Origin of the sequence: Sporolactobacillus spathodeae (assembly GCF_016908935.1) — a bacterium.
In the GTDB taxonomy this organism is placed as follows: domain Bacteria; phylum Bacillota; class Bacilli; order Bacillales; family Sporolactobacillaceae; genus Sporolactobacillus; species Sporolactobacillus spathodeae.
Genome location: NZ_JAFBEV010000001.1, coordinates 15066 through 33117, shown reverse-complemented (window position 1 = coordinate 33117; position 18052 = coordinate 15066). Strand labels below are relative to the sequence as shown.

Sequence of the window (18052 nt, the reverse complement as noted above, 5' to 3'; positions counted from 1 at the left end):
ATAAAAAAATATGATATAAATCACAGGATCTAATTTAATTTTTTTGACCCTCATCCATTGAGAAGGGCCTGACCCCATTTTGTCAGAGCAATACGTATGAAACTTAGCGTAACTAAACCCGTATTTACAAAAATCCGTTTTGGCTGCTCGCTTGCCGCGGGCAGGACGGGAGCCTCCTCGAACAGGCAGTTACCTGCGGGGTCTCCCCTGTCCTGCTCTTCCCGCTGGCGTCTCGCGCCTTCACTCCATTTTTTGTGCAAAATCTAATACATTCTTGCTTTTTTGAAATAGCTTGGCGTAACCAAACCCGTATTTACAAAAATCCATTTTGGCTGCTCGCTTGCCGCGGGCGCCGCACCACGGGACTCCTCGGACAAGCTATGATACTAATTCCTTTGATCATTTATATATTCAAGCGCACAAAAAAAGGACGCCAACAGCGCTATCCTTTTCACTATTTTTCCCAACCAGTTTCAATCGTTGGTCGGATCATTACCGATGTATTCTTCCTCATTTCGGCGGATCGGCGTGAACGTCTTTTTATCTTCTAACGCCTTATTTCGATCCAGCGACCTTCTTTCCGCGAGTCGCGCGAAGAATTCCTGAGCGTTTACTGCTGGTTTCCCGCGTCGACTCTTTTTTTTGTAACTTCCATCTGCTTCGAGGATACGTGTCTTTACATTGTCATTTATCATAATTTCAAATGCGTTGACAATTGTGGACTGGATCGTCTCGTCTTCAATCGGAAACATCAATTCAACACGGCGGTTCAAATTGCGCGACATCCAGTCAGCGCTTGCAAGAAAAACCTTATCTTCGCCGCCGTTCGCAAAAATATAAATACGACTGTGCTCAAGATAGCGTCCGACAATGGAATGGACTTCAATCGTGTCGCTAACGCCGGGAATGCCCGTTTTCAGGCAGCAAATACCTCGCACGAGTAGCTTAATTTTCACACCCGCGGCCGATGCGCGGTAGAGCGCTTGAATCATACCTTCATCCGAGAGGGCGTTCATTTTGGCGTGGATATATGCCGGTCGACCAGCCTTGGCATTCTCGATTTCATTGTCGATTAATTCCATCAGTGTATCGCGTAGACGGAGCGGCGCCATAACCAATTTATGAAAATAGGGGGGTTCGGAATAACCAGAAAGCATATTGAATACATTCGACGCATCAACGCCCATAAGTTCATTGCTCGTCAGCAAGCCCATATCCGTATAAAAGCGGGCGGTAATATCATTATAATTTCCTGTTCCGAAATGCATATAACGCTTGATCCCGGTCTGTTCGCGGCGAACGACGAGGGTCATTTTGCAATGCGTCTTCAGTCCAACAAGCCCATAGATCACATGACAACCTGTTTTTTCCAATTTTTGCGCCCAGTTGATATTATTTTCTTCATCAAAACGTGCCTTCAATTCAACAAGCGCCGTGACCTGTTTGCCATTCTCCGCTGCCTGTTCCAGATAACGAATAATTGGTGAGTTGCCAGACACACGATACAATGTCATTTTGATCGCCAATACATTTTTATCGATTGCCGCTTGGCGAACGAGTTCAATCACTGGATCGAAGGAGTCAAACGGATGGTGAAGGAAAATATCGTGCTGCTGCATCGCTTCAAATATGGCGTGTTCCATCAATTCGTAATGCACAAAGGGGCGATGCGCTGGATAGCGTAAATCCTCAGACGGTCGTTCAACCATACCGGTTAACTTAGATAAGAACGTTAAATCAATCGGCCCGTTTACCTTATAGACATTCGCTTGATCAACATTCAAGCGCTTGACTAATTTTCCAATCAATCGGTCGCTAATCCCTTCTTCAACATCAAGATGAATGACATTGCCGCGTTCACGCAGGCGCAGCTGTTTTTCAATTTCTTTCAACAAATCCACTGTGTCTTCTTCATCGACTTCAAGATCCATATCGCGCATGACACGATAACAGGAAGCCTCATCAATCTCATAGCCAATAAACAATTCATTCAGATGTTGCCGAATGATATCTTCAAGCAGAACAAAGCTTTCTTTCCCTTTTTTATCAGGAATTTTAACAACACGAGGCAACACGTTTGGCACTTGGACCGTGACAAATTCCAGATGTTTGACGGTCTTCCCCTTTCGATGAATCAGTGCGGCAATGTTGAGACTTTTATTTAAAATTAGCGGGAACGGACGCGATGAATCGACGGCCATCGGCGTCAGAACCGGATAGATTTCTCTTTTAAAATACTGATCAATAAAGTCGATCTGCTTATTCGACAACGCGTCGCGTTCCAAAATATTAATTGACTGTTCGTGGAGCAGCTTTTTCATCATTCGATTATAAACGGTATACTGTTCGTCGATCATTCGATGCGCGGCTTTGCTGATCGCCGCCAGCTGCTCGCTTGTCCGCATGCCGGCCGGATCCGCTTTTTCATAGCCGACGTTGGCCATATCACTGAGCGAAGCCACACGAACCATGAAAAATTCATCCAGGTTGCTCGCCGTAATCGAAAGAAATTTCACTCGCTCAAGCAATGGATTCTCTTTGTCACGTGCCTCCTCAAGCACACGTTGATTAAAAAGCAGCCAACTCAACTCGCGATTTGTGAAAAATTCTGTTTGATTAAAATCAGTCATCGGCATCTCACCCCTTCAGCTGTGGCATAATCCCGTAAACTTCTTCGAAATAAGCCGCTTTTTCTTCAAATGTCAAACGTTCGAGCGAGAGATCATCAGCTGACTCAGCTGTGATCACAACCCGGTCATGCGCGAGCGAAACTCTAATCTTATCGACTTTTTGCTGCCGACTGTCATCAAGGGCGTCAGCAATTCGTAAGAGAGCTGCGAGCTTTGCGACCACTAACCGGTACTCCGTGGGGAGACGACGAAAGGAACGTGCGTCCGTCGTCGGTGTCTCCGAACTGTGATACCGGGCAATATTAGCAATCATATCGCGATCGGTATCGGAAATACCGATAATCTCCGACGACTGAATGATATAGTACGAATGAATATAATGCGCATTCATATCGATGTAGCTACCGGCATCTTGAAGGATGGCTGCCAGGCGTAAGAGTAGCCGCTGGTGTGCATCGAGTCCGTGCAGCGGTTTCAAGCGATCAAAAAGATGCAGCGCAAATTTCTCAACCGCACCGATATGGCAAATGTCGCAATTATAGCGAAACGCGATATTTCGTGCAGAGGTCACAATATCTTCGCTGAACGTATGATCAATTTCACGTTTATGATTTTTCAGTTCATCGCTGATTAAGAGTCCATCGGCTAAATCCGCCTCGGATAAAAAAATACTGCCTGCACCAGTCATCTCCAGCATTATTTTTAAAATCATACACGAAGGGAGCAGCTGGCTTGCCGAATCATAGGGCACATTATATTGTTTGGCCAAAACCTGGACCGGGATATTTAGAATATGGCCGTATAATTCATCGAAGCGTTTGCGACTGATCGTATCACTGGACGATTTGATAAAAGCGCGTTTAAAAGCAAGCAAATCGGTGCCGACCAGAATAAAATGTTCATATTTCACGTTTTTCGGTGCGAATTGTTGATAACCGTTAATCTTGCTCATAATATAGTCTTCCATGATATCGACATAATTCGCTGACTGGCTCTCGAGATCGCCCAACATTTCACGGACGCGCAGCGGTCCTAGCTTTATATTTCGCGAAAATATAAATTGTCCCTCATTGTAGACAGTTAGCTGCATGCTTCCGGAACCAATATCGATCAACATCGTGCCCTTTTGAATATACTCTTTGAAACCGTCCGTTTTATAGGCGACCGCCTGATTATGTAAATAACGCTCTTCAGCATTATTTAGCCACTCCAGGGTCAATCCCGTCTTAATTCGTATCTGTTCTTTGACATAGACCGCATTGGCCGCCTCCTGGACCGAACTGGCGGCAACCGCTCGGTATTCAGTCACCCCATAATCTTTCATTATTTGCACAAAACCGGCGAGTGCCTTGCAGACTTCGCCAACTGTTTGAAAATCAATCATTTGCTGATTATAAATATCTTCGCCAATAGTCACATCCGCTTTTACGTCCTCCACGATTGACAGACGCGTCATATCGGCGATTTTCAGAACAACAACCTGAAGTCCAACCGTAATCGATGCAAATAACCGATGCCTCGCCATCACGTTCACCCCATTATCCGATCAAAGACCCGTTCGTTTCTCTTTCTTTTTTAGCATAACACTCTTTATTATAATGCAAAATCAATCCAGAAAATCGCACCGTAACATCTTTACAAAAAAACAACAATGCTTATGTGCGTCAGAAAAACTTGGCATAGCCAAGCCCTTTTTCAACAATTGCGCTTCGGTTGCGCGCAGGCGTCTCGCGCATCCGCTGCAATTGGGCCACAAAATCGGATACATCCTTATCGTTTGAAAAACAGCCGGCAGTTTTCCTGCCGACTGTTTTATAAAGCTATAATTATTATTTTTGCGATAAGGCCTCTTTCTTATCCAAATAAAGATTTACGGATGCGGCTGCGCGCCGACCTTCCTCGATCGCCCAGACAATCAGTGACGAACCGCGACGGGCATCGCCAGCAGCAAAGACGCCAGGCTCACTCGTCTGATAATCCAATGCGTTCGCCGCGATGACGCGTCCGCTTGAATCCCGCTCAACGCCGAAAGCATCAAAAATACTGTCTTCAGCACCTTGGAAACCGATCGCAATCAGAACAAGATCTGCATCCCATGTTTTCTCGGCAGCATCGTTGTCTTCCTTGAAAGAACCCGTCACAAGACCGGTCACGTGACCTTCCTGATCGCCAAGGAAGCGACGCGTTTGCACGTAATAGGCACGCGGATCTTTACCGAACAATGTCTCTGCTTCTTCATATGCGTAATCGACTGAAAAAACATTCGGGTGTTCTGGCCACGGATTACTTTCCGCGCGCTGCGCCGGCAATTTTCCGTGTTTACCAAACTGAACGACGCTCTTGCAGCCTTGGCGAATGGCTGTCGCCACGCAATCTTCTCCGGTGTCGCCGCCACCGATTACAATCACGCGTTTCCCCTTGGCATCGTAATCCGCTTGGAGCGGTTCATCATAGAGCAGATGGCGGTTGCTTGCAGTCAGATAGTCCATTGCTGGCGCTATTCCTTTCAATGTTCGCCCTTCCAGAACCACTTCCCGATGTTTACCCGATCCGGTACAAAGAACAACTGCATCGAAAGCCGTCTTCAGTTCTTCATAGCTCCGATTCTTGCCAATCTCCACGTTCGTTTCAAAGATAATACCTTCTTGTTCGAGAAGGCTGACACGCCGATCGACCACGTCTTTCTCAATTTTCATGCTCGGGATCCCGTACATGAGCAACCCACCCGGACGATCAGAACGTTCGAACACAGTGACCTCATGACCGATCTTATTTAATTGATCGGCGCAGGCTAGGCCAGCCGGACCAGAGCCGATAACTGCGATCTTTTTCCCGGAACGGCGAAGCGGTGGTTTCGGAACGACCCATCCTTCATCAAACGCTTTGTCAATAATTTTCCGTTCAATCGTTTTAATCGAGACCGGATCGCTAACAAATCCAGAAGTACAGGAACCTTCGCAAGGCGCCGGACAAGCTCTTCCTGTAAATTCAGGAAAATTATTTGTTTTGGAAAGCCGTTCGTAGGCTTCTTTCCAAAGGCCGCGGTAGACCAAATCGTTCCATTCAGGAATCAGATTGTGAATCGGACAACCGCTTGTCCCACGGTTCAAGATCATACCGATCTGACAATAGGGTGTCCCGCAGTCCATACAACGGGCGGCTTGTTTCTGTACATCTTGATCTGGTAGATTTTCGCGATATTCATTCCAGTCCTTAATTCGTTCAACCGGCTGTCGTTCATGCTGGTTTTTCTTCTCTATATTCAAGAAACCCATTAATTGACCCATGGTCCATGCTTCATCCTTTCATGACTCATTTTCAGGTAGAGAGACTTCAGACTTAAAGAAATGATCCCTTCAAACAGGCTGGTAGGTTGTGTGTTTGCTGCTTAGCTTCCCCGCCTTTTTCAAATAAAAGGCTTTTTCTTCCGCCTGATCCTTATCGATTCCTTCAGCTTTATACGCCTCAATCTGCTCAAGCATCGCCTCATAATCTCTCGGAATCACTTTGATCAGCCGTTGAACGGTCTCCTCCCAGTTGAGCAATGCCTTTTTGGCTCTCGGACTATCCGTGTAACGGACGTGATTTTCCAACATCTGCTTCACAATATCCTGTTCAGACTCTGAATGAACCGTGTCGATATGAACGAGTTCCTTATTAATTCGTTTATAAGTCAGATCCGGCGTCCCATCAGGCAAAATATAAGCCACTCCGCCGGACATGCCTGCCGCAAAATTGCGTCCAACTGTGCCGAGTACAAGCACGCGACCGCCTGTCATATATTCACAGCCGTTTTCGCCAACCCCTTCGACAACAGCGGAAGCGCCACTGTTGCGGACGCAAAACCGTCCACCTGCCGTGCCGCGTACATAGGCTTCACCACTAGTCGCGCCAAAGAGTGCCACATTTCCCATCATTGCCTGAGAATCTACAGAAACACCGTCCACTTTCTCTGACTTGATAATCACTTTGCCGCCAGAAAGTCCTTTTCCTACATAATCATTGGCGTCTCCAGTCAATTTCATCGTTACACCCTTCGGAATGAAGGAAGCAAAACTCTGTCCGGCGCTTCCAGTGAATGACAAATTAATTGTATCCTCAGGCAAGCCACGTCCAGCCGTTGATTTGGAAATGACGTAGCCAAGAATGGTTCCGACTGTCCGATCGGAATTTCTCAACTTAAAGGAGAGATGAATTGGCTGCTTACTTTCAATAGTCGGCAGGCAATTATCGATCAGATTGCGTTCATCAAAACGCTTTTCAATATGATGTTCCTGTGGCCGGGCAAAATGGCGTTTCGACACATCGCTCTCCGCCTGGTAGAGAAGATCACTCAAATCAAGGAAACGCGCTTTCCAGTGATTATTTACTTCTTTTTTAATACGCAAGAGATGCGCCTGGCCAACGACTTCATTCAATGAACGGTAGCCGAGATTAGCCAGTTGTTCGCGTAAATCCATGGCGATAAAGCGCATGAAATTAACAATATAGTCGGCTTTTCCCGTAAAATTCTTTCGTAATTCCGGGTTCTGTGTGGCGATGCCGACTGGACATGAGTCCAAATGGCAAGCGCGCATCATCAGGCAACCAAGCACAACGAGCGGTGCCGTCGCAAAACCATATTCTTCGGCGCCAAGACAAGCTGCAACAAGTACATCACGACCCGTCATCAATTTCCCATCTGTTTCCAAATGTACACGGTCGCGCAAACCATTTTTCATCAGTGTCTGATGTGCTTCCGCAAGTCCCAATTCCCACGGCAGACCAGCATGTTTGATACTCGTCTTCGAAGCTGCTCCAGTTCCGCCGTCATGACCACTAATTAAGATGACATCAGCTTTTCCTTTGGCCACGCCCGCAGCAATTGTGCCGACACCGCCCTTAGCAACCAGCTTGACACTGATCCGTGCTTTCGGGTTGCTTGATTTCAAATCATAGATCAGCTGCGCCAAGTCCTCAATTGAATAAATGTCGTGATGCGGTGGTGGCGAAATCAGCGCCACTCCTGTTGTTGCGCGACGCGTGTTTGCGATCCACGGGTAAACTTTTCCAGCTGGAAGCTGACCGCCTTCACCTGGCTTGGCGCCTTGCGCCATTTTGATCTGCAGTTCGGCTGCCTCCGATAGGTAATAACTCGTTACGCCGAATCGTGCGGAAGCCACCTGCTTAATTGCGCTTCGCCGCCAGTCACCGTTTGCGTCACGTACAAACCGGTCCTTGTCTTCGCCACCTTCGCCGCTATTGCTCTTACCACCAATACGGTTCATCGCAATCGCCATCGCTTCATGCGCTTCCTTGCTAATCGAGCCATACGACATGGCGCCAGTTTTAAACCGCTTCAGAATGGTTTCAACCGATTCAACTTCATCAAGAGGAATCGGATCGCGATCGCGTTCGAAGGTCAACAGACTGCGGATGGTTGAAAACGGAGCATTATCAACCAGTTTGGTATATTCTTTGTAGCGCTTATAATCATTGTCGCGTGCTGCTTGCTGCAACATGTGAACAATCAGCGGATCAATTTTATGCTGCTCGCCGCCTTTGCGCCATTGCAGCGTGCTCCCTTCATCGAGTGTCTGCATCGTCCCGTGCTGCAATTCTTCCACAGCCTTCTGATGGCGAATGATTGTTTCAAGCGCGAGTTCATCGGGACCGATGCCACCAATTTGCGATACCGTTCCTTCAAAATAACGGTTGACCATTTCGTCCGACAAACCGAGTGCTTCAAAGGTTTGTGCCCCGCGATAGCTTTGAATTGAAGAGATGCCGACCTTTGACATGATTTTCACGATACCAGCGACAAGTGCCTTTATATAGTTGCTGACCGCATCGCTCACGCTCAGTTTGATATATCCTTTTTTTACAAGTTCGTTGACCGTCTCTATTGCGAGATACGGGTGAACTGCATCAGCTCCATAGCCGAGCAACGCCGCCATTTGATGGCTGTCGCGCGGTTCGCCGGAGTCGACAATCAGGCTGACCTTTGTTCGCGTGCCCTGTTCAATCAAGTGATGGTGCAGTGCGCTGATGGCAAGCAGCGATGGAATCGGCAAATGTGTTTTATCGACTTTGCGGTCCGATAAAACAACCAAAACAGCCCCTTCATGGATCAGTTGATCCGCCTGATTAACCAATTGATCGACTGCTTTAGCCAATCCTTTCTTGCCTTGTGCAGCGGGAAACAATGTATCGATTGTTGCCAGCTTCAGTTCGGTCTGTTCATGTAAAGCCTTGAACACCGAACGATTCAGCACGGGATGCGGCAAACGAATCTGTTGCGTAATATGCTCGGTCGGGTTCAGCAGGCTAACTTGCGATCCAAGCCAGGTGATTTCCGACATGACACCCGATTCGCGAATCGCGTCAATCGGCGGATTGGTGACTTGAGAAAACCATTGCTTAAAATAGTCAAATAATAGCTGAGATTTATTCGACAAAACAGCCAATGGTGTATCATTTCCCATTGATCCGGTTGGTTCCTTGCCTGTCTCCGCCATCGGCTGAATTAATTTTGTTTCATCTTCATAAGTAAAACCTTGCACCTTTTGCTGAAAAAGGCGGCGATCGTCAGCTATTTCTTTTTTAACATCTTCGCTACCAACTTGCAGCGGGATCACGCTCTTTTCCAAAAGTTCCCGATAAGGGGCAGCGGTGCAGATCTCTTTTTTCAGTTCATCGCTCGGAACAATCCGTCCTTTTTCCGTATCAATCAACAGCAATTGACCTGGCTTTAAGTGACAACGTTCACGAATATTGGAAGGATCAAGATCCGCAACACCGACTTCGGAAGAGAAGACGACTTTATCATCATTGGTTATATAATAGCGGGCAGGACGTAGTCCGTTGCGATCAAGAATCGCACCGATTTGCTTGCCATTGCAGAAACCAAGTGCCATAGGACCGTCCCATGGTTCCATCAGACGGCTATGGAATTGGTAGAAATCGCAAAGATAATCCGGCAATTCAGCGTTCGCTTCCCAGGGTTCGGGCACCATCATCATGACAGCATGCGGTAGCGAGAATCCATTGAACGTCAGGAATTCGAGTACATTATCAAAAATGGCCGAATCACTGCCATCCGTATCAATAATCTGAGGCATTCGCCCGTCGGACAATTGTTTCGCCTTAGCTGTAAAGGAATTCACATTACCGCGAATGGTATTGATTTCGCCATTGTGAACGATCATCCGGTTCGGATGCGCCCGCTCCCAGCTCGGAAACGTATTCGTACTATAGCGGGAATGCACTAAAGCGACAGATGAAACAAATCGCTCATCTTGGAGATCAGTATAGAATGCGGAAACTTCCTTCGCCCGAAGCATTCCTTTATACACAAGCGTCTGACTAGAGAGACTCGCCACATAGATTTCGTTTTTTAATTTGGTTTCAATTGCTTTTCGCAGCAAATAAAGTTCAATATCGAGCTTTCTTCCAGAATCTTGAGCGGCTGTGCCGATAAACATCTGGTACATATAAGGAGCCTTACGGCGCGCCAGACGGCTAATCTCATTTTCATCGACCGGCACATCGCGCTCACCATATAGACGTAGATTACGTGCGGCAATACAGGCCTTTATTTTGCCAATGGCAACCAATCGACTCGCCCGATCCTGGGGTAGAAAGAACATACCAACTCCGTAATGACCGAATTCAGGCAAAGAAAAGGGGCAAACCGCCTGAAAAAACTGATCCGGTACCTGTACAAGAATTCCAGCACCGTCACCTGTTTTTCCATCAGCAGCTTTGCCAGCTCGATGATCAAGACGCGCCAACATTTTCAGTGCTGTTTTCACCACATCATTCGATGCACGCCCTTTAATATCTGCGTAAAGTCCGATGCCGCAGGCGTCATGTTCAAATTCTGGACGATAAAGTCCCTCGGCATAGTTCTTGTTATCCATGTTAAGCCTCATCCTTCCTTCTGTTTGCAGTTAACCCTTCCATATTTTGTACTTTTCAGAAAAATTGTTTTTCTCTTTTACACTTTCTTTTTCCGAAAAGTATGGTAATTATATTTTACACTTTGTTTATCAATCTTTACAATATATTATTAAGAATGAATTAATCTCATTTTGAGATAGGTAGGTAACGACAATGGAATTAAGACAGATTGAATATTTTATTGAAGCAGCAAAAAGAGAACATATCACGAAAGCAGCTGAAACGCTGCACGTCGCGCAATCAGCGATCAGCAGGCAAATCACATTGCTTGAAGAAGAACTTGGTGTCTCACTTTTCACACGGCGTGGACGCAATATTCAGCTGACTTTGATGGGCAAAATTTTTCTTGAACATGCCAAACGCGGAATGATGGAATTCAGCAAAGCGCGTCAAAAAATCGATGAATACCTGAATCCCAACAGGGGGTTGATTCGGCTTGGTATTTCCACAAGTCTCTCTGTCCAGATCTTGCCGACTATTCTCAATGCGTTCTATACAAGACATCCGGGTATCCGCGTCCAGCTGCAACAGGGATCCGTCCCCTATCTGACCAAATTGATTAGTCAAGGCAAGATTGATCTTGCCTTTGCCTCGCCGCTACCAAAAACCGACCACCAAATCTGCAGCCGCAGTCTTTTCAAAGAGCGTATGGTTCTCCTCATGCAAAAAAATCATCGTGTCTCAGGCAAATCGCCGGTTTCCTTTAGTGATCTTAAAAATGAGCATTTTATCACATTTCGGAGTAATCTCTTTCTGCAGGAACTTTTTATTCATGCGTGTCGTGAGTCGGGATTCCAGCCCAATATTGTCTTTGAAGGCGAAGATATGGACTCGATCAAGGGGTTGGTTGCTGCGGATTTCGGCATCGCGCTCATGCCGGAGCATGCGGTATCCTATAATTTAACTGAAAATCTCATCACGGTTCCGTTACGGGATCCGCAGATATGCCGGACAGTCGGTATCATTCAACCGAGTGATCGCGATCTTGCGCCTTCTGAAAAATTATTTTTCCGCTTTGTTGACAAATTTTTTATCCAGCGACTTACTTCAAATCATGAGACAACTGCAGATGAGTAAACACATGCAACCAAGGTGCTGCTCATTGTTTTCGTAAGGCGCCAGCGCAGTTGTGCTCCATTTTTGTGCAAAAATCCTTATACTTTCTTGTAACAATTACGCTTCGGTCGCTCGCTTGCCGCGGGCGCCGCGCGTCTCCTCAAACAAGCTGGAATCTGCGGGGTCTCACTTGGCTCGCTTTTCCCGCAGGCGTCTCGCGCCTTCGCTCCATAAAATCTTATCCATACTTATCTCTAAAAAAATCAGCCGGCTTTCCTTATTACGGGAACGCCGGCTGCGTGATCAGATCATTAGTTAATTTTCCGAAGCCATCCGTGCATCATGGAGCTGCCTGGATTCCTCGCTGACCTGCTCATCGGCATGATACGAGGATCGAGCGAGCGGACCTGCTTCGCAATGTCTGAATCCTTTTTGCAACGCAATTTGCCGCAATTCTTCAAACTCTTCCGGGCTGTAATAACGAACGACGTCTAAATGTTTCCGTGTCGGCTGCAAATACTGACCGATTACCATAATGTCTACTTTATTATCAAGTAAATCATCCATGGTCTGAAGAATTTCTTCTCTTGTTTCACCCAATCCAACCATAATACTCGATTTTGTTGGCGTATTCGGACTCAGTTCTTTAACACGTTTTAAAACCGCAAGCGAGCGATCATATTTGGCAATCGCACGTACACTGCGTGTCAAACGCCGGACTGTTTCGACATTGTGATCGAAAATATCCGGTTTCGCATCCATCAGCGTCTGAATGCTCGCGTCGTCTCCTTTTAAATCAGAGGGTAGCACTTCAATGGTGCAATACGGGACCTTGCGTCTTATCGCACGAATCGTTTCAGCGAAAACAGAGGCACCGCCGTCAGACAGATCATCGCGAGCAACAGCAGTTACGACTACGTGGCGAAGCTTCATCTTTAGCACAGAATCAGCCACGCGTTCCGGTTCGCGTAAATCGAGTTCGGTCGGTCTACCTGTTTTTACAGCGCAGAACCGACAGGCGCGTGTGCAGATGTCGCCGAGAATCATAAAAGTAGCGGTCTTGCGATCCGCCCAGCATTCATGAATATTGGGACATTTCGCCTCTTCACAGACCGTATGTAACCGCTCGGTCCGAACGAGATCTTTGATCCCGCGGAAATCCTGATTCATATTTAAACGAATTTTCAGCCATTCTGGTTTCCTGACATAGTCGTGACGCTCGCTCATTCTATAATCCTCCTGATTGCTTCAGCGGCTGTAATTCCAGGAATCTGCCGCATATTTTTCTCTTGCTAATTGTTCTACAGCGCATTCATCTGCTTCACTTAGTTGAAGTGAATGGAACGTGATGCCAAGTCCCGTTTCGAAGCCATGATAAAAAGCTTGTTTCACTTCATCAATAGAAGGTTTGCGTCCCGCGGCCTGATCGATCGCAATCGCCTTGTCGCTAAATGCCCGTTTGGCACGTTGCTGAATTGCTGCGCTTGGGTATTGAAAACAAGCAAACAGTTCATCAGAATCCGTATGCAGTGGAATTGAGCCGTGCTGGAGAATCATCCCTTGGTGACGCGTCTGAGCACTTCCAGCCGCTTTCTTTCCTGCAACAACGAGCTCATACCAGGATGCTTCCTCAAAGCAAACCGGCGAATGATCGGCCGCTTTCTTTTGGTCCGGGATAGCCAATTCTGCTTTAAGACCGAGATTGTGGAACCCTTCCAACAACCCTTGAGACAACACACGATAGGCACCAATAACCGAATGTGGCATCGCTGGATCATGTTCTGAAATAATGATGCTATACGTCAATTCATCGTGATGCAGTACCGCCTGGCCGCCGGTTAACCGCCGAACCATTGCAATGCCGCGCTTTTCCAAGGCGTCTTGATTAATCCGGCTCTTTGTTTTTTGAAAATAACCGATCGAAAGTCCCGGGGGATTCCATCCGTAAAAACGCAGGACCGGTGCCTGGCCAATCCGTCTCCCTTGCTCCATCAAGTATTCGTCCAATGCCATATTATAGGATGGCGTATGAACGCCTGAATCAATAAAATACCATTCATTTGCCAAGATTCTTTTCACCATCCAAGAATCAAACTTATTTTGTCAACGCTATCATGGGAAACAAAGACGCGTGACAAGCGGGCACCGACACCGCTTGGTCACATTTTATTACCACTCTAATCATAACAGGATTTTTGTTTTTCAGTAACCAAGAACACTTAATTATTCGCATTAACCCATCTGATTTCTTTGCCTGTCTGGATATGGTAAACTGTAAAGATGGACGAAACCGCACGGAGCCTCAAAAAATATCAATATATACCGATCCTTTGTGAAGAAAATCGCTCTGGATTTAAAGTGGCGGAATGCAGCAGCCGGCCCAAATAACATGGTGAGCGATGAGAAGGAGAATCTTTATGGAACGCTGCCTTCAGATGACTTTTGTACCTCAAATTGAAAAAGGATGGAATTTCTTTGTTTGGGTGACCGATGAGAATGGGCAAAGTCTGCCTTTGCCTAAAATAGAGAATGAAGCTGCGGGCCTCCCCTCCTGGCTTGGCCCGCAATCTCCCTATCGGATGATGCCTACGTCCGCTGCGTTTATCACCGATTCGAGTGATAAAAAAGTGGACGGATGGATCATGACACTGGCAAGCGGTTACCAAATGCTTCAAGAGCGTTTCCAAACGGAAGTAGCAAGTGAACTCATTGCTGGTGAAACACTTCGCTGGTTCGGCCAGATTGCCGCCTCTCTTGAGATCATCCTTGCCGACGGTCATTTTTACCCATTGCTCTATCATCTGGAACGTGGCAATCACGAATGGTGTGTTTTCTGTCAATGGATGCCGGACGCGCGATCGTTTGCCGCAAGCCGTCTCTTCTCTGATTGGCTCAGCAGACTCCCTGAACTTGCCTTCGCCATTGCGGATCTGCAAGATGAACGCGTGCGTCAATGGTTCTACCTCGTGATTATTTATTGGACAAACGCATTGATTCACCAAATTCTCCCTGACCCCGCCACAAATTATTTGCCGCAGCATTCTGAAACTCTATTTGCTGAAGGACAGCCATTCGGCCATGATGAATCACCTTGGCTAACGACACACGATGCGTCCTTGATCCGCCAGATCGAGCAGTTAGAGGGCGAGTGGGCGGACTGGCTGAAACCAATCATAACGTCTGACTCTGAACCCTGGATTGAGGCACTAACCACATTTAAGAAAAATCAGTTGAATAATCGCTTTATTCCGGACCGGGCGCAGCTTGTACTTTCCCCAGAGGATGAAGAAGATCCATTTTCTCCCGCTGCAAGTTGGCTGTTTGACGTGCAGATTAGTGGCTGGCAAGGCGATCGGTTATTATTACGTCCGCTTAAAGAGTTGCAGCGTAGTGCGTTGCTCGGACGGGACCGTTGGTTCGATGAACAGCTTGCCACGCTTGAAGATGTCCTCTCTCCTGCATTGTTGAAAAAAATAGCTGCGAAAACAGAAGGACGGTTCAGTGCGGCCGAATTAGGCGAAATTTTTCAATTGAGTGACAAATTAGCCGATCAATCGATCGACTTGATTTTCCCGGAGAATCTACGCATTGAAGGAAACGCCGAGCCAATTTCTCTTGAGCTTGATCTGACACCGATTTCCACGGAGTCGTCTTCGCTCTTCAGCCTAAATTCGCTGATCAACTATAATTGGCGAATTGCAATTGGGGACATTCCGCTCAGTGCTGATGTGTTCCGCCAACTTGTTCGCGAGAATCAGTCGTTCATCCGTTACAAGAACAAATGGATTCATCTGCCAATGCAGGAAATGCGTAAGGCTTACGATGAAATGGATCAAGCAATGGATTATTTAGATCATAAGCCAAGCATTGCCGGTTCTCTGAAACTGGAGGCCGTGCAGCGACGAAAAAGAAAGAGCAGACTGTCAGTCCAGCTGGCACCGGAGCTTGCCGATTACCTCGGTCAGCTGATCAAGAAACCGGTGAAAAAACCCATGCTGCCGCCGACTTTTCAGGGGGATCTTCGCGCGTATCAGTTTAGGGGGTTTGCCTGGATTGTCAATCTACGCAATTGTCATGTTGGTGGCTGCCTGGCAGACGATATGGGCCTCGGAAAAACCGTCCAGGCGATTGCCTATCTCGCCTACTGCAAAGAACATCCGTCTAGCCAAATTCCTGCCGATTTTACCAATGGGCCTGCTTTAATCATCTGTCCAACATCGCTCGTTGCCAATTGGCGTCAGGAATTCAGTAATTTTGCTCCGGATTTGTCTGTTTATATTCATCACGGAACCGGCCGGCTACATGGTGCGGCTTTGCATGATCGGTTAATCGCAAGCGATGTGATGGTGACTAGCTATAACCTCTTCACGAAAGAATCCGAACAGCTGAAGCCTATCTTCTGGCAAAGCGTGATTCTTGATGAAGCACAAGCAATTAAAAATCCGCAGGCCCAGAAAACGCGGGCGTTGCGGAAAATAAGCTGCGCGCATCGACTCGTCCTGACTGGTACGCCGATTGAAAATCATCTTGAGGAATTGTGGTCGATCATCGAATTTCTCAATCCCGGTTATCTCGGATCGCTCGAACGGTTCCGCCGTCGCTTCATTCAGCCGATCGAGAAGAAAAACAGCCGAATCAAAACACGCGAGCTGACGACGCTCATTCAGCCTTTCTTGTTGCGGCGTGAAAAAACGGATAAGAAAATCATTCAGGATTTGCCCGATAAATTTGAAGAAAAAAAAGTTTGTTTTTTGACTAAAGAGCAAGCTTCGCTCTACCAATCGATTGTTAACCGGCTTGCTGAAAGTGTGGGACTTGCCGCTGGCATCCGACGCAAAGGTCTGATTCTCTCGACACTAACAAAACTAAAACAAGTCTGTGATCACCCAGCGCTTGTCGGCAGCCCCGAAGCAGACGCAAATGCCTCAGGTAAAATGGAACTCTTTTATCAACTGCTCGACCCACTGTTTGCACGTAATCAGAAAGTGCTCGTTTTTACTCAGTATGTACGCATGGGCAAACTTCTTGCTGAAGAAACGGCAAACCGCTATCCCGATGCCGATGTATTCTTTCTTCACGGCAGTCTGAGCGGCGAGCAGCGTGAACAGATCATCAACAAATTCCAGACAGCCGGTGCGCGACAAACACTGTTTGTGCTCTCGCTTAAAGCGGGCGGTGTCGGTATTAACCTGACAGAAGCTGGTTATGTGATTCATTACGATCGCTGGTGGAACCCAGCGGTAGAAGAACAGGCAACCGACCGAGCCTATCGAATCGGCCAGACAAAGAACATTTACGTTTATAAGCTAATTTGCGAAGGCACGCTTGAAGAACGGATTGACCAACTGATTGAGCGAAAAAAGAATTTGCAGAAACAAATTCTCGGCCACGGCGATGCCTGGCTGACCGAAATGACTGATCAGGAAATTTTTCAGCTGATTCAGTTACGTGAAGGGGCTATTTAAATGATCCAGTTAATAAAGCTGCACGATCGCAAGCTTGCCGGATGGTTGAGCAGCTATATCGAACGTCTTGATTCAGGAATGGCGGAACGTGCACTTGCAATCTGTACGTCCAATCGCGTTTGGGATTACCACCAATCTCGTAGCAGCGTGGGTGCCAATATTGAAGGCATTCAAAATATTTTCTATCACGTTTCCATAGAATGGCCTGCTGAAAGTGCTCTGCCCGACCCGCATCGCGATTTCAAGAGCTCCTGCTCCTGCGACAGTAAAAAACAACCTTGTGTTCATGCCGCCGCACTCGCCATTTATCGAATCTTGGAAGAAGATCGCCAAACGTTCATGAAAGGAACACGCATACTTGGAAACGATGCGTTAGATGCTCGATTTCAAGCAAATTGGTCGACTTTTGTTAAGAAAAGCAGCGATACACCGCCAGCCTTTCAGCAAGTGTCCGGCAACAAATTTTCCCTTCGTCCCGATCTCCAGCCGCTTATGGAGAATTATTCAAGGCAAATTATGGCACATTTTCGTGCGTCGCTAACAGGCAAAAATCAGAATTGAAACCATCGGCAATGAAAGGCAACTTGACCGCTCTTTCCGTTCAAATCGCCCCCTCCTTTGACACGGGAACAACGTACTGGACGAGCCTCGCAGAAGTTAACAAAGCCAATATAAAAAATCGATAAATCTGAAATTACAGCTACATTTTCTGTCAAGGCTTAAAATTTTCTCTCCCCACAGTAGTACACCCTTAACATGTGTTCATTCGTTGAATAATCTGTAAAAAACGCCATTCCGTTTATTTGTTTAACAAATCTAATCTTGTTGTCATGAAAACTTCGGGTTATAATGGCAAATACATAAATCTATTCGAATTTTTTGAGATCTGCCTGAGAGAGAAGCAGACAGCCGGCTGAACAAGAAGCAAAGACAAGACAAAACCGGCCATGTCTGCCGTAC

The 18052-nt window shown here is 46.9% G+C and carries 9 protein-coding genes; 3 read left to right on the top strand and 6 right to left on the bottom strand.

Going from position 1 to position 18052, the window contains the following annotated elements; all coding sequences use genetic code 11:
- Window positions 1-473 precede the first annotated feature (473 nt).
- The 4 genes from JOC27_RS00110 to gltB form a co-directional block, all read right to left on the bottom strand.
- The gene (locus tag JOC27_RS00110; RefSeq protein ID WP_205004959.1) at window positions 474-2630 is read right to left on the bottom strand and encodes an RNA degradosome polyphosphate kinase; all 2157 of its coding nucleotides are present in this window, start codon (window positions 2628-2630) and stop codon (window positions 474-476) included.
- Window positions 2631-2637: 7 nt separating this feature from the next.
- Window positions 2638-4155, bottom strand: coding sequence for a Ppx/GppA phosphatase family protein (locus JOC27_RS00105; RefSeq protein ID WP_205004958.1), 1518 nt, complete (start codon window positions 4153-4155; stop codon window positions 2638-2640).
- 304 nt (window positions 4156-4459) lie between these two features.
- Window positions 4460-5917: a glutamate synthase subunit beta gene (locus JOC27_RS00100; protein WP_205004957.1), complete on the bottom strand. Its 1458-nt coding sequence runs from the start codon at window positions 5915-5917 to the stop codon at window positions 4460-4462.
- Window positions 5918-5986: 69 nt separating this feature from the next.
- A complete protein-coding gene (gene gltB, locus JOC27_RS00095; protein WP_205004956.1) occupies window positions 5987-10531 on the bottom strand; it encodes a glutamate synthase large subunit in 4545 nt (1514 codons plus the stop codon).
- 193 nt (window positions 10532-10724) lie between these two features.
- On the opposite strand from gltB, the gene gltC reads away from it, so the two are divergent.
- Complete coding sequence (gene gltC, locus JOC27_RS00090; protein ID WP_205004955.1) at window positions 10725-11648, top strand: glutamate biosynthesis transcriptional regulator GltC; 924 nt, start codon at window positions 10725-10727, stop codon at window positions 11646-11648.
- Window positions 11649-11942: 294 nt separating this feature from the next.
- Here the strand turns inward: gltC and lipA are convergent, their stop codons facing one another.
- Both lipA and JOC27_RS00080 read right to left on the bottom strand, forming a co-directional pair.
- Window positions 11943-12854: a lipoyl synthase gene (gene lipA, locus JOC27_RS00085; protein ID WP_205004954.1), complete on the bottom strand. Its 912-nt coding sequence runs from the start codon at window positions 12852-12854 to the stop codon at window positions 11943-11945.
- Window positions 12855-12875: 21 nt separating this feature from the next.
- Window positions 12876-13694, bottom strand: coding sequence for a lipoate--protein ligase family protein (locus tag JOC27_RS00080; RefSeq protein ID WP_275587752.1), 819 nt, complete (start codon window positions 13692-13694; stop codon window positions 12876-12878).
- Between the two features lie 350 nt (window positions 13695-14044).
- Here JOC27_RS00080 and JOC27_RS00075 point away from each other — a divergent pair, with 350 nt between their 5' ends.
- On the top strand, window positions 14045-17092 hold the full coding sequence (locus tag JOC27_RS00075; RefSeq protein ID WP_205004952.1) for a DEAD/DEAH box helicase: 3048 nt from the start codon (window positions 14045-14047) through the stop codon (window positions 17090-17092).
- Entirely contained in the window at window positions 17093-17653 is a 561-nt protein-coding gene (locus JOC27_RS00070) for an SWIM zinc finger family protein (RefSeq protein ID WP_205004951.1), read from the top strand.
- The last annotated feature ends 399 nt before the right edge of the window (window positions 17654-18052 follow it).

What these genes read in the sequence shown, in the direction of transcription:
- JOC27_RS00110 (WP_205004959.1), bottom strand. Translation starts at nt 2,630, where the DNA reads ATGACTGATTTTAATCAAACAGAATTTTTCACAAATCGCGAGTTGAGT.
- JOC27_RS00105 (WP_205004958.1), bottom strand. Translation starts at nt 4,155, where the DNA reads ATGGCGAGGCATCGGTTATTTGCATCGATTACGGTTGGACTTCAGGTT.
- JOC27_RS00100 (WP_205004957.1), bottom strand. Translation starts at nt 5,917, where the DNA reads ATGGGTCAATTAATGGGTTTCTTGAATATAGAGAAGAAAAACCAGCAT.
- gltB (WP_205004956.1), bottom strand. Translation starts at nt 10,531, where the DNA reads ATGGATAACAAGAACTATGCCGAGGGACTTTATCGTCCAGAATTTGAA.
- gltC (WP_205004955.1), top strand. Translation starts at nt 10,725, where the DNA reads ATGGAATTAAGACAGATTGAATATTTTATTGAAGCAGCAAAAAGAGAA.
- lipA (WP_205004954.1), bottom strand. Translation starts at nt 12,854, where the DNA reads ATGAGCGAGCGTCACGACTATGTCAGGAAACCAGAATGGCTGAAAATT.
- JOC27_RS00075 (WP_205004952.1), top strand. Translation starts at nt 14,045, where the DNA reads ATGGAACGCTGCCTTCAGATGACTTTTGTACCTCAAATTGAAAAAGGA.
- JOC27_RS00070 (WP_205004951.1), top strand. Translation starts at nt 17,093, where the DNA reads ATGATCCAGTTAATAAAGCTGCACGATCGCAAGCTTGCCGGATGGTTG.